The organism is Burkholderia sp. RF7-non_BP4, assembly GCF_001521935.1.
Classification (GTDB): Bacteria; Pseudomonadota; Gammaproteobacteria; order Burkholderiales; family Burkholderiaceae; genus Burkholderia; species Burkholderia diffusa.
The window spans coordinates 47,474-60,352 of sequence record NZ_LOTA01000076.1; the positions used below are offsets into that span (position 1 = coordinate 47,474).

The following is a 12,879-nucleotide window of genomic DNA, read 5'->3' on the forward strand; positions in this document are numbered from 1 at the left end:
CACCGCGGCGATATTCCCGCCATCGAAAGCTGCACGGCCCCGATAGCATACGCGAACGCGCAAGTGATCGTTCACTCTCGCGCAGTCGCGTGCCCAGCCTGCGCAAGCAGCCCGCAATTTTTTTCGATTTATATGACGCTATTCTCGGCGTTGCCGATTATCGAATGCACGCGCGATGTAATACCGACTGCACCGGGTGATTTAGCGGAAGTATTTACGCATTGCCGATTTTAAAACCATCCGGCTGCCCTTCATGTGAATGACTCCACCATTCAGGAGAGCATCAGCCATGGTTGCCAGAAAACCGATTCAGGCCGTGTTGCTCGCCGCCGCGATCGCCGCGATCGCGCCGGCCGGAAACGCGGCGAATACCACCGACTGGATCGCGAATACCTATGGCACGCTCGCCGCGCACGTCGGCAACGTCGCGCGCGCGATGTGGGTCGCGCCGGAAGGCGTGATCTACACGGCGTCGATGTGGGACGAGGACGAGGGCGGCGTCGCGATCTACCAGAACGGCAAGAGCGCCGGCTCGATCGGCTCGCACTCGGAATTCCAGGGCAGCGCGATCACGGGCAATGCGACGTCGCTGTTCGTCGCGCTGCAGCCCGGCAACGGATACGGCAGCGGCGCGGTCGGGCGCTACAACCGCGCCACGCGGTTCCGCGACAAGCTGATTCAGGTCACCGCGGCGACCAACCAGCCGCGTATCGACGTCGTCACCGGGCTCGCCACGGCCGGCTCGCTGCTCTATGCGAGCGATTTCTACGGCAATCGCGTGCGCGTGTTCACGACCGACGGCGTGTGGCAGCGCGACATCGGCGTGTCGGCACCCGGCGCGCTCGCGGTCGACGGTGCGGGGAACATCTGGGTCGCGCAGAAGAGCGCGGGTTCGATCGTCGAATTCAGTCCGGCCGGCGCGCCGCTGAACACGATCCGGCTGGCCGCCGGGTCGCAGCCGTCGGCGCTCTATTTCGACGCGGCGGCGGGGCAGCTGATGGTCGGCGACGAAGGGCCCGACATGAACATCAAGCGCTATGCCGTCTCGGGCCGGCCCGCGCTGGCCGGCACGTTCGGCGTGCCCGGCGGCTATCTCGACACGACGACGGGCATCAAGGGGCAGGTCGGCGCGAAGCGCTTCACCCGCATCGCCGGCATCGGCAAGGACACGGCCGGCAACCTCTACGTGCTCAACAACCCGTGGGGCGGCAGCTGGGACCTCGGCCGCAACGGCGCGACCGACATTCACGCGTACAGCAGCGCCGGCAGCCTGCGGTGGACGCTGCAGTCGCTCAACTTCGAAGGCATCGCCGCACCGGATCCGGTCACCGACGGCGCGCTGTTCTACAGCGGCACCCACGTCTACGGCGGCACCGCTGGCGGCACCTTCGTCGCGAACACCGTCGATCCGTTCGCGTATCCGTCGGACCCGCGCATCAACCTGAGCGACACGCAGCGCGACGAGCATTTCGGGCTGCTGACGTCGGTCGGCGCGAACCGGATACTCGTCGCGGCGGGGCAGAATCCGCCGGTTTACTACTTCTTCCACTTCAACGCGGCCAATGGCTACGTCGCGATTCCCGACGGGTCGATCCCCGGGCCCGCGTTCAACACGACCCGGCGCGTGTCGGCCGGCTTCAGCCTCGACGGCAAGGGCGGCGTCTGGGCCGGCCTCGACAAGACCGGCGCCATTTATCACTATCCGCTGACCGGTTTCGACGCGAGCGGCAAGCCTTCGTGGGGGCCGGGCGTGCCGACGCCGGTGCCGGCCAGCATCCAGCCGCTGACGCGCATCGTCTATCTCGCCGACAGCGACACGATGGTGCTCGCGCAGGGTGTGGTCGGCAGTACCGACTGGACGTCGATTGGCACGCGCATCGAGGTGTATCACGGCTGGAGCGCCGGCAACACGACGAAGCCGAATCCGGTGATCACGCTGCCGCACAGCGGCGCGAAGTCGATCGACGCGGCCGGCAACCACCTGTTCGTCGGCTACTGGTTCAGCAGCAGCGGGCCGCTGTGGCCGAACATCGACGCGTTCAACCTCGACACCGGCAATCTCGACACGACGCTCGTCAACGCGAGCCCCGCGACCGTGGATACCAGCAGCGCGATCGACGCGATGTACAGCGTGCGCGCGTACCGCCGCTCGAACGGCGAATACGTGGTGACGAAGAACAACGTGAAGGGAAACAGCATCACCGTTTATCGGTGGACGCCGTGACGGCGACGCATCGAACGTGACGATGACACCGCGATGGCTGTCATCGAAACGCCTTCGCTGTAACCATGTGTAATAAGCCGGCCCGCAACGGAGCCGGTCATCCGCTTGACATTGGGCGGCGATGTAATGCCGGCACGTCGGCGATCGCCGACGCAACGCACTCGATCGATTGGCACCGGCCCTCGCCACCGCGCGGCACGGGCAGACGAGGCCAGGATCATGCCGGACACGTCAGACGGTAATCGCCCCCACAGGTATAGAGGATTCCTATGAGAAATAGCCAGGTCAAGCGCGCGCTCCGACTCGGAGCCGTCATGTCGGCCGTGCTGCTTGCGTCGCACGCGCATGCGGAAGGTTTCAACGCCGCCGAGGCCACCCGCGTGCCGAGCGGTCAGTTCGTCACGCCGCTCGCCGTGCGCGGCGCGGTCCAGCAATTCCTGAATCCGGGGTTGCCGGCCTATCCGCATTTCGTCGCGGGGGAAGCCGTGCGCTCGCAATTGAGCCCGGACGGCAAGACGCTGGCGATCATCACCGCCGGCCAGAACTCGCTGTACAAACCGGACGGTTCGGTCGACACCGCGGCCTCGACGCAATTCATCTTCCTGTACGACGTCGCCGGCGCGAACAAGACGCGCCCGATGCTCAGGCAGGTGCTTCAGCAGACCAATGCGTTCGTCGGCCTGGCGTTTTCGCATGACGGCAGCAAGCTCTATGCGACCGGCGGCAGCGACGATGCGGTCTACGTCTATGCGCAGCAGGGCGGCGCGTGGGCGCTGTCGACGACGATCGCGCTCGGCCACGCGGGCAAGGGCGTCGGCATCCGCGTGCAGCCGAACGCGGCCGGGCTCGCGTTGTCGGCCGACGGCAAGACGCTCGTCGTCGCGAACAACTACAACGATTCGATCAGCGTGATCGACACCGCGACCAACGACGTGCGTTACGAGCACGACCTGCGTCCGTTCTTCTCCGGCAACGAAGGTCGCAGCGGCGACGCCGGCGGCACGTTCCCGTTCGCGGTCGTGATGAAGGGCAACGGCATCGCGTACGTGTCGTCGGATCGCGATCGCGAGATCGTCGCGATCGACGTGTCGTCGCCGTCTCGCGGCCGGCTGATCAAGCGCATCAAGCTGGACGGCAACGCGCTCGGCATGACGCTCGACGCGTCGCAATCGCGGCTGTTCGTCGCGCAGGACAATGCCGACCAGGTCGCGGTGATCGACACGAACGCCAACGCGATCGTGGCCCGGATCGACGCGCGCGCGCCGGCGGGCGTGCTCGCGCATGGCCAGGCGCATACGGGCGCGGCGACGTATGCGGTCACGCTGTCGCGCGATGGCCGCACGCTTTATGCGACCAACGCCGGCGCGAACGAAATCGCCGTCATCCCGCTCGTCGGCGAGCGCGCGTATCGCGTCACCGGCCTGATTCCGACCGCGTTCGAGCCGCACGACGTGACGTTCAGCGTCGACGGCACGTGGATGTACGTGGTGAACGGCAAGAGCACGACCGGCCCGAACCCCGGCCACCTGTTCGGCGCGACCCCCGCGGAGGCCGCCGCGTCGCGCGCATCGAACGAATACCAGTTCCAGCTCGAGCGCGCGTCGCTCGTGAGCGCGCCGGTGCCGGCCGTCAACGAGCTGCCAACGCTGACGCAGCAGGCCGCGCGCAACAACTTCTATCGCCCGGACGACAACGACAGGGACAACGAAGTGATGGGCTTTCTGCGCCGTCACATCAAGCACGTGATCTACGTCGTCAAGGAAAACCGCACGTTCGACCAGGTGCTCGGCGACATCGGCAACGGCGCCAACGGCGATCCGAAGCTGGCTCAGTTCGGCCGCAACATCACGCCGAACTTCCATCGTCTGGCGAGCCAGTTCGTGACGCTCGACAACTTCATGAACCCGGGCGACGGCAGCATGGACGGCTGGTCGTGGGCGCTGCAGGGGCGCGTCACCAACACGGAGACGATCACCCAGCAGATCAACTACGCGGCGGTCAATCGCGGCCTGTCGTACGAGAGCGAGGGCACGAACCGCAACGTGCCGGTCAACTGGGAGTCGGTGCAGCAACGCGATGCGGCGGCCGGGCCGGCCGGCACCACGAACTACAGCAACGCGGCCGCCAGCCTGCCGGGCGGCGCGGCGAACCTGCTGCCCGGCACCGGCAACCATGCGTCGTCCGATGCGCCGTTCGGCCGCCAGCGCGGCTACATCTTCGACGCGGTGCTCGCCGGCGGCGGCACCGTCCGCAACTACGGCTTCCTCGTGAACAACATCGGCAGCATCGGCACGGCGGCGAACCCGATCGTCGATCCGCGCGCGGCCGGCGTCGTTCAGGTCGCCGCGCTCGACCCGCGGCTGGCGTCGATGACCGACGTGTATTTCCGCGGTTTCGACCAGACGTATCCGGACCAATGGCGCCTCAACGAGTGGAAACGCGAGTTCGACCAGTACGTCGCGAGCGGCAACCTGCCGACGCTGTCGCTGGTGCGCCTGTCGCACGATCACATGGGGGCGTTCGGCACGGCGTTCGCCGGCGTGAACACGCCGGAGACGCAGCAGGCGGACAACGATCTGGCGGTTGGCCGGCTGGTCGAGGCCGTCGCGAAGAGTCCGTATGCGAACGACACGCTGATCGTCGTGACCGAGGACGACGTGCAGGACGGCCCCGACCACGTGGATTCGCATCGCGGGCCCGCGTATATCGTCGGGCCGTACGTGAAGCAGGGTGCGGTGATCCGGACGCGCTACAGCCAGGTCAATGCGCTGCGCACCATCGAGGACGTGCTCGGCACGCAGCACATGAACCTGAACACCGCGTACCAGCGGCCGATGACCGACGTGTTCGACGTGCACGGCCCCGCGTCGTGGACTTACACGGCCGTCGCGTCGACGGCGCTGAAGGGCACCGGGTTGCGGCTGGCCGAAGGGGCGGGCGAGAACGCGCTGCAATACGCGGCGGGGCCGGACGTCACGCCGAAGCATGATGCGGCGTACTGGGCGAAGGTCACGGCGAAGTTCGACTTCGACGATGCCGACGAGGTGCCGGCCGATCAGTTCAACCGCGTGCTGTGGAAAGGGATGATGGGCGCGCAGCCGTATCCGAAGCTCAGGGGCGTGACGCAGAAGGTGGCGAGCCGCGACGACGACTGATCGTACTGCCGCTCGGTATGGATGCGGGCCCTCCAGTCGGGAGGGCCCGTTTTTTTACACCATCAAAAGAAAAGCCGGATCGATACTTTTTGCTCAGGATCCGTCGTGCGATGCACAAAATGTGTCGGTCGATGGCGGCGCGGGCCGCAGGTGCGCGGCGCGAGACGCGGACAGCCGCGCAAGCGGAGGCCGCATGCACAATGCGCAGGCCGCTGCGTGCGCAACATGCGGTGAAGGAGTTCGCCGTCGACTGTCGGCCGGTTGCGTGGCCGCCGATGCCGGGTTGGCATTCATCGCCGGCTTTTGTAAAGAAGCCACGGCGGCGCGATCGAACGACGCGTGCCCGTTCAACCGGCACGCGCCATCACACTCAAATGTGGCCCAGCAGCACCAGTATCACGACGATGACGACGATCAGCCCGAGGGAGCTCGATGGCCAGTAACCCCAGCTTCGACTGTGCGGCCATGCAGGAAATGCTCCGATCAACAGCAGAATCAGAACGATGATAAGGATTGTACCGAGCATCGCACCCCTCCTGAACGTGTTCGACATAACGGTGCCTGCGGGCGCAATTCCCGTGCCGCCAGGCACGGCCGTCGGCGCGAGCAGGCGACAGCGCACCGTTCGAATACCGTGAATTCATGCGATGAATACCGTCCGATTCAGAAAATAAATTTCAAAAATGCAAACCCGGTCGCTATGCTGATCCATCGGTTTCCCCCTCAGGCGGGCATGCAATGGCTGAACTTTTTCTGGTGCGGCACGGGCAGGCGTCGTTCGGCACGGACGATTACGACCGGCTGTCCGCGGCCGGCGACCAGCAGGGCGTCTGGCTTGGCGAGTACTTCGCGCGGCAGGGCCTGACGTTCGACCGCGTGATCTGCGGCACGATGAACCGGCATGCGCAGACGGTCGATGCGATCCTGCGCGGGATGGGCGGCGAAGGCGCGCAGGTCGACCGCCATCCCGGCCTGAACGAATACGACTTCCACGGGCTGTTCGCGGCAGCGGCGAACGACTATCCGGAGATCGCGCGGCTCGCGGCCGGCTCGATGAAGGAATACTTTCGCGCGCTGCGGCAGGTGCTGCACCTGTGGGCCGACGACAAGCTCGGCGACACCGCGCCCGAAACCTGGGCGCATTTCCAGCAACGCGTCGCCGACGCCCGCGCCGCGATCCGCCAGGGCGGCAGCCAGCGCGTGCTCGCGGTGAGTTCCGGCGGCCCGATCGCGGTGACCGTGCAGCAGGTGCTCGCCGCACCGGCGTCGAGCGCGATCGCGCTGAACCTGCAGATCCGCAACAGCAGTCTTTCGCAGTTTTTCTTCAACGCCGAAGCGTTCCACCTGGCGTCGTTCAACGGCATTCCACATTTAGAGGATTCCGAACGACATGCGTGGCGAACCTACGGCTGACCCCCCACGAACGATCGCGACGATGACGAACCCTTCCCAGCCCCTCGACGTAGCTCGCCTCACGCGCTATCTGGAAGCGCACGTGCCGGGATTCGAAGGCCCGCTCGACATGGAGAAGTTTGCCGGCGGCCAGTCGAACCCGACCTTCCTGCTGCACGCGAAGAGCGGCCGCTACGTGCTGCGCCGCCAGCCGCCCGGCGAGCTGCTGAAATCCGCGCATGCGGTCGATCGAGAATTCCGCGTGCTGAGCGCGCTGTCGGGCACCGCGGTGCCGGTCGCGCACCCGTATCACCTCTGCGAAGACCGCGACGTGATCGGCAGCCTGTTCTACGTAATGAGCTTCGAGGACGGCCGGATCTTCTGGGATCCGGCGCTGCCGGAGTTGCCGAAGGCCGATCGCGCGATCTGCTACGACGCGCTGCTGCGCACGCTGGCCGCGCTGCACGACGTGGACGTCGACGCGGTGGGCCTCGCCGACTACGGCCGCCCCGGCAACTACTTCGAGCGACAGATCGGCGTGTGGACGAAGCAGTATCGCGCGGCGGAAACGGAGCGCCTCGACGCGATGGAGACGCTGATCGACTGGCTGCCGAAAGCCTGCCCCGAGGACACCGGCCGGCCCGCGCTGGTGCACGGCGATTTCCGGATCGACAACCTGATGTTCGCGCGCGACGAGTATCGCGCGCAGGCCGTGCTCGACTGGGAACTGTCGACGCTCGGCAACCCGCTCGCCGATCTCGCGTATTTCTGCATGTGCCTGCGCCTGCCGTCGGGCGGTCAGGTGCGCGGGCTCGCGGGCCAGGATCGTGCCGAACTCGGCATTCCCGACGAAGCGGCGCTCGTCGCGCGCTACTGCGAACTGCGCGGGATCGCGCCGATCCGCGACTGGCATTTCTATCTCGCGTTCAGTTTCTTCCGGCTCGCGGCGATCGCGCAGGGCGTGAAGGCACGCGCGTTGCAGGGCAACGCGTCGAGCGAGCAGGCGCTGCGCGTGGGCGCGATGGCCGGCCGGCTGGCCGAAATGGCGGTCGACGTGATCGGTGCGCATCGCTGACATCGCCACGCGGCGGCACGAAAAACATCAATGGAGGAGCACAGCAACATGGCAACGAATCTGTTCGACCTGACGGGCAAGATCGCGCTGGTGACGGGCGCGAGCCGCGGCATCGGCGAGGAAATCGCGAAGCTGCTCGCGGCGCAGGGCGCGCACGTGATCGTGTCGAGCCGCAAGCTCGGCGATTGCCAGGCGGTCGCGGACGCGATCGTCGCGGCGGGCGGTCGCGCGGAAGCGCTGGCGTGCCACGTCGGGCGGCTGGAGGACATCGCCGCGACCTTCGAGACGATCCGCGGCAAGCACGGCCGGCTCGACATCCTCGTGAACAACGCGGCCGCGAATCCGTATTTCGGGCACATCCTCGATACGGATCTCGCCGCGTATGAAAAGACCGTCGACGTGAACATCCGCGGCTACTTCTTCATGTCGGTCGAGGCCGGCAAGATGATGAAGGCGCAGGGCGGCGGCGCGATCGTCAACACCGCGTCGGTGAACGCGCTGCAGCCGGGCGACCGTCAGGGCATCTACTCGATCACGAAGGCCGCGGTCGTCAACATGACGAAGGCGTTCGCGAAGGAATGCGGGCCGTTCGGCATCCGCGTGAACGCGCTGCTGCCGGGTCTCACGAAGACGAAGTTCGCGGGCGCGCTGTTCGCCGACAAGGACATCTACGAAACCTGGATGGCGAAGATTCCGCTGCGCCGTCACGCGGAGCCGCGCGAGATGGCCGGCACGGTGCTGTATCTCGTGTCGGACGCGGCGAGCTACACGAACGGCGAGTGCATCGTCGTCGACGGCGGCCTGACGATCTGAGCGCGCGATGAAACTCGACAGCTACGCCGGGCAGGCCGTGATGATCACTGGCGCCGCGAGCGGCTTCGGCGCGCTGCTCGCGAGCGAGCTGGCCGCGATGGGCGCGCGGCTCGCGCTCGGCGACCTGAACGAGGCCGCGCTCGAACGCGTGGCCGCGCCGCTGCGCGCGGCCGGCGCCGACGTGATCGCGCAGCGCTGCGACGTGCGCATCGAAGCGGAGGTCGCGGCGCTGGTGCAGGCGGCGGTCGCGCGCTTCGGGCGGCTCGACGTCGGCATCAACAACGCGGGCATCGCCCCGCCGCTGAAGGCGCTGATCGAGACCGAGGAAGCCGATCTCGACCTGAGCTTCGCGGTGAACGCGAAGGGCGTGTTCTTCGGAATGAAGCACCAGATTCGCCAGATGCTCGCGCAGCGCGAAGGCGTGATCCTGAACGTCGCGTCGATGGCCGGGCTCGGCGGCGCACCGAAGCTGGCCGCGTACGCGGCGTCGAAGCACGCCGTGGTCGGGCTCACGAAGACGGCCGCGCTCGAATACGCGCGGCACGGCATTCGCGTGAACGCGGTGTGCCCGTTCTACAGCACGACGCCGATGGTCACCGACAGCGACATCGGCGATCGCCAGGATTTTCTCGCACAGGGCTCGCCGATGAAACGGCTCGGCCGCCCCGAGGAAATCGTCGCGACGATGCTCACGCTGTGCGCGAAGGAAAACACCTATCTGACCGGGCAGGCCGTCGCCATCGACGGCGGTGTGTCGGCCTTCTGAACCGAACGAACGGAACACGAAAATCTCGAGGAGTCGATCATGGACTTTGGCTACACCCCGAAAGTGGAAGAACTGCGCGAGCGCGTGCGCGCGTTCATGGACGCGCACATCGTGCCGCGCATCCGGCAGTGGAACGAGGAAGTGCATGCGGGGCAGTATCCCGTGTCGTTCATGGAGGCGCTGAAGGCGCGCGCGAAGGCCGAAGGGCTGTGGAACCTGTTCCTGCCGCACCTGAAGGACGACGAGCCGGGCACCGGGCTGACGAATCTCGAATACGCGCCGCTCGCCGAGATCATGGGGCGCGTGGGCTGGGCGTCGGAGGTGTTCAACTGCAACGCGCCGGACACCGGCAACATGGAGCTGCTGCACATGTTCGCGACGCCCGAGCAGCGCGAACAGTGGCTGCTGCCGCTCTTGCGCGGCGAGATCCGTTCGGCGTTCGCGATGACGGAGCCCGACGTCGCGTCGTCGGATGCGACCAACATCACGACGCGCATCGAGCGCGTGGGCGACGAATACGTGATCAACGGCCGCAAGTGGTTCATCACGAACGCCGCGCATCCGAATTGCAGGATCTTCATCGTGATGGGCAAGACCGATCCCGACGCGGAATCGCACCGGCAGCAGAGCATGATCCTCGTGCCGCGCGACACGCCGGGCGTGACGGTCGTGCGCAACATCACGGTGGTCAATCATTACGCGCCCGAAGGGCACTGCGAGATCACGTTCGACAACGTGCGCGTGCCGGCGCGCAACCTGCTCGGCGACGAAGGCAGCGGCTTCGCGCTCGCACAGGCGCGCCTCGGGCCGGGCCGGATTCACCACTGCATGCGTTCGATCGGCGCGGCCGAACTCGCGCTGGAACTGATGATCGACCGCGCGCAGTCGCGCGAGGCGTTCGGCAAGCCGCTGAACCGGCACGGCACGATCGGCGAATGGATCGCGCGCTCGCGCATCGAGATCGATCAGGCGCGCCTGCTGGTGCTGAAGGCCGCATGGATGATCGACAAGGTCGGCGCGAAGGCGGCGCGCAAGGAAATCTCGATGATCAAGGCGCTCGTGCCGACCGTCTACACGGACGTGTGCGACCGCGCGATGCAGGTGTTCGGCGCGATGGGCCTGAGCCCCGATACGCCGCTCGCCGACCTGTGGACCTGGGGCCGCGCGCTGCGCTTCGCGGACGGCCCGGACGAGGTGCATCTGCAGGCGATCGCGCGCATGGAAATCAAGGACGCCGTGCGCGGTTCGACCGAGCCGTACCTGACGCGGCCGCCGCGCGGTTGAGCCGCGCGCCGCGCGGGGAGGCGACGTGGCGGAGCGGGAGACGCATGCCGTATTAAGATGCCGGCAAGGAGATCCGGCGATGCGCCTTTCGAAGATTGATCTGAACCTGTTCGTCGTATTCGAGGCGATCTACAACAAGCGCAACCTGACGCGCGCGGCCGAGGTGCTGAACCTCACGCAGCCGGCCGTCAGCAACGCGCTGGCGCGGCTGCGCAAGACGCTGAACGACCCGCTGTTCGTCAGCACGCCGGCCGGGATGATGCCGACGCCGATGGCCGAGAACATCGTCGGCCGCGTGCGCGAGGCGCTGCAACTGCTCGATTCGAGCGCGCACGAAGGCGACGTGTTCGATCCCGCTTCGTCGGAGCGCGTGTTCCGGCTCAGCATGAGCGACTTGACCGAGGCGCTGCTGCTGCCCGCGCTCGGTGAACTGCTGCAGACGCATGCGCCCGGCATGCACGTGCGCAGCTACACGATGGATCGCCGCGAAGTGGCGACCGCGCTCGCGAACGGCTCCGTCGACATCGCGATCGACGCGCCGCTGATCGGCGATCCGCACCTGCACCAGGCGCTGCTCGTGCGCGACCGCTACGCGTGCATGATCCGCGACGATCACCCGTTCAAGGGCGACACGCTGACCATGGACGACTACCTGTCGATGGGGCACATCCACGTGTCGAGCCGCCGCAAGGGCAGCGGGCACGTCGACGCGGAGCTGACGCGCCTCGGGCTGCGCCGCAATATCCAGATGCGCGTGCAGCACTACATGGTCGCGCCGCTGATCGCGATGCGCGGCGATCTCGCGCTGACGGCGCCGCTCAGGCTGCTGAAGCGTTACCCGGCGCGGATTCTCGAACTGCCGTTCGAGATGCCGGCGCTCGAATACTTCTGCTACTGGCATCGCAGCGCCGATCAGGATCAGGGCAGTCGGTGGCTGCGTGAGCAGTTGATGATGCTGATGGGCGGGATGGGCGAGCCGCAGTGAAGGGCGCGGCGTGCGCCCGCGCGTGCCGGCTCAATACGAATCGTCGTCGAAGCGCGACGATGCGGGCCGGCGCTTCATGTCCTTCACCCAGGCCCTGACCTGATCCGGATCCTCGAATTCGCGCAGCGCGACGGTCAGGTCCTGGTTGCTGCGCTGCATGCCGGCGATGTCGCGCGCGAGCATGCGCAGGACCGTATCGGGCGCGACCTTGGTGGACGACGCGATGCCGTAGCTCCGCCGAAAATCGTTCTCGACGTGCCGGATCTCCTGATCGAGTTCGCGCAGTTGTTCCTCGAGGATGCCGTTGTAGCGCGCGAGCCGCGCTTCGCCGAGGCCGTCGATCGTGCGCCGATCGATCTGCTCGATCTCCAGCTGCAGTTCCAGCAGCTGCAGCAGGTTGCCCTTCTCGTAAGCGCGGTTGACTCGCTGCATCAGCGCGGTCTTGCGTTGCTGTTCCTGCGGATCGGTTTCGCGATCGGGATGCAGCGCGCTCGCGAGCTTGCGATAGATCTCGCGGATCGATTTGCTCGATTCGGCCTGCTCGGCCTCGATCCTGGCCTGCGCGGCCGACTGCTTCGGCGATTTCTTGCGTTTTGCGCGCTGGGCCTCGCGGGCCGCGTGAGCGGCCATGTCGCGCTCGAACTGTGCGTCGAGTTCGGCCTGCATCCGTTCGGCGAGTTCGTCGGGCGACAGTGAGTCGAGATCCTCGGCCGGTTGCGATTGCGGTTGGGGCTCCCGTTCCGGTTCCCGTTCCGTCGCCTCGGGCTCGGCCGCCACGTTGCCGACGCGCGCCGATTCGGCGTGCCGGTTGAAAATGACCTTCAACGCTGCGTCGTCGCTGACGTTCAGCAGGTCGCGCGCCATGTCGGCGATCAGGTCGGACAGCGTGCGCTGCTCGGCCTTGCTCAAGCCTTTTCGCAGGAACGTGTCGTCGAGCAGATGAATCAGCCGGATCCGCAGCGCCGTCGCTTCCTGTTCGAGCGGCAACAGCCCGTCGACGAACTTCTTCTGGAACGCCGGCATCACGGCTTCCCACGCGCCGAGCCGCTCGCGCCGCTTTTCGATGTGCTCGACGAGCGTATTGAAGGTTTGCTGGGCTTTCGACAGGCTGGCTGTCTCGTGACCGGGCGCGATGGCGACCGCGGCACCGCGACGTGCGGTCATGATGAATCTCCTCCGGCCGCG

At 66.8% G+C, this 12,879-nt stretch carries 10 protein-coding genes; 8 read left to right on the top strand and 2 right to left on the bottom strand.

Going from position 1 to position 12,879, the window contains the following annotated elements:
- Positions 1-289: 289 nt before the first annotated feature.
- Positions 290-2,224 (top strand): hypothetical protein, encoded by a 1,935-nt coding sequence (locus WS49_RS23035; RefSeq protein ID WP_059533603.1) that lies wholly within the window; start codon positions 290-292, stop codon positions 2,222-2,224.
- Between the two features lie 269 nt (positions 2,225-2,493).
- The gene (locus WS49_RS23040) at positions 2,494-5,379 is read left to right on the top strand and encodes a bifunctional YncE family protein/alkaline phosphatase family protein (protein WP_059533605.1); all 2,886 of its coding nucleotides are present in this window, start codon (positions 2,494-2,496) and stop codon (positions 5,377-5,379) included.
- Positions 5,380-5,749: 370 nt separating this feature from the next.
- Here the strand turns inward: WS49_RS23040 and WS49_RS23045 are convergent, their stop codons facing one another.
- On the bottom strand, positions 5,750-5,905 hold the full coding sequence (locus tag WS49_RS23045) for a DUF3309 family protein (protein ID WP_082721856.1): 156 nt from the start codon (positions 5,903-5,905) through the stop codon (positions 5,750-5,752).
- A 212-nt stretch (positions 5,906-6,117) separates the two neighbouring features.
- On the opposite strand from WS49_RS23045, the gene WS49_RS23050 reads away from it, so the two are divergent.
- From WS49_RS23050 to WS49_RS23075, 6 genes are all read left to right on the top strand, one after another.
- On the top strand, positions 6,118-6,792 hold the full coding sequence (locus tag WS49_RS23050; protein ID WP_059533609.1) for a histidine phosphatase family protein: 675 nt from the start codon (positions 6,118-6,120) through the stop codon (positions 6,790-6,792).
- A gap of 22 nt (positions 6,793-6,814) precedes the next feature.
- Positions 6,815-7,846: a phosphotransferase gene (locus WS49_RS23055; RefSeq protein WP_059533611.1), complete on the top strand. Its 1,032-nt coding sequence runs from the start codon at positions 6,815-6,817 to the stop codon at positions 7,844-7,846.
- Positions 7,847-7,894: 48 nt separating this feature from the next.
- Positions 7,895-8,659, top strand: coding sequence for an SDR family oxidoreductase (locus WS49_RS23060; RefSeq protein WP_059533797.1), 765 nt, complete (start codon positions 7,895-7,897; stop codon positions 8,657-8,659).
- A gap of 7 nt (positions 8,660-8,666) precedes the next feature.
- Positions 8,667-9,425, top strand: a complete 759-nt coding sequence (locus WS49_RS23065) for an SDR family NAD(P)-dependent oxidoreductase (RefSeq protein WP_059533613.1) — start codon at positions 8,667-8,669, stop codon at positions 9,423-9,425.
- A gap of 39 nt (positions 9,426-9,464) precedes the next feature.
- Entirely contained in the window at positions 9,465-10,709 is a 1,245-nt protein-coding gene (locus tag WS49_RS23070) for an acyl-CoA dehydrogenase family protein (protein WP_059533615.1), read from the top strand.
- 79 nt (positions 10,710-10,788) lie between these two features.
- Positions 10,789-11,694, top strand: coding sequence for a LysR family transcriptional regulator (locus tag WS49_RS23075; protein ID WP_059533617.1), 906 nt, complete (start codon positions 10,789-10,791; stop codon positions 11,692-11,694).
- A gap of 30 nt (positions 11,695-11,724) precedes the next feature.
- Here the strand turns inward: WS49_RS23075 and WS49_RS23080 are convergent, their stop codons facing one another.
- The gene (locus tag WS49_RS23080; RefSeq protein ID WP_059533619.1) at positions 11,725-12,858 is read right to left on the bottom strand and encodes a J domain-containing protein; all 1,134 of its coding nucleotides are present in this window, start codon (positions 12,856-12,858) and stop codon (positions 11,725-11,727) included.
- Between the last annotated feature and the right edge of the window lie 21 nt (positions 12,859-12,879).

What these genes read in the sequence shown, in the direction of transcription:
- WS49_RS23035 (WP_059533603.1), top strand. Translation starts at nt 290, where the DNA reads ATGGTTGCCAGAAAACCGATTCAGGCCGTGTTGCTCGCCGCCGCGATC.
- WS49_RS23040 (WP_059533605.1), top strand. Translation starts at nt 2,494, where the DNA reads ATGAGAAATAGCCAGGTCAAGCGCGCGCTCCGACTCGGAGCCGTCATG.
- WS49_RS23045 (WP_082721856.1), bottom strand. Translation starts at nt 5,905, where the DNA reads ATGCTCGGTACAATCCTTATCATCGTTCTGATTCTGCTGTTGATCGGA.
- WS49_RS23050 (WP_059533609.1), top strand. Translation starts at nt 6,118, where the DNA reads ATGGCTGAACTTTTTCTGGTGCGGCACGGGCAGGCGTCGTTCGGCACG.
- WS49_RS23055 (WP_059533611.1), top strand. Translation starts at nt 6,815, where the DNA reads ATGACGAACCCTTCCCAGCCCCTCGACGTAGCTCGCCTCACGCGCTAT.
- WS49_RS23060 (WP_059533797.1), top strand. Translation starts at nt 7,895, where the DNA reads ATGGCAACGAATCTGTTCGACCTGACGGGCAAGATCGCGCTGGTGACG.
- WS49_RS23065 (WP_059533613.1), top strand. Translation starts at nt 8,667, where the DNA reads ATGAAACTCGACAGCTACGCCGGGCAGGCCGTGATGATCACTGGCGCC.
- WS49_RS23070 (WP_059533615.1), top strand. Translation starts at nt 9,465, where the DNA reads ATGGACTTTGGCTACACCCCGAAAGTGGAAGAACTGCGCGAGCGCGTG.
- WS49_RS23075 (WP_059533617.1), top strand. Translation starts at nt 10,789, where the DNA reads ATGCGCCTTTCGAAGATTGATCTGAACCTGTTCGTCGTATTCGAGGCG.
- WS49_RS23080 (WP_059533619.1), bottom strand. Translation starts at nt 12,858, where the DNA reads ATGACCGCACGTCGCGGTGCCGCGGTCGCCATCGCGCCCGGTCACGAG.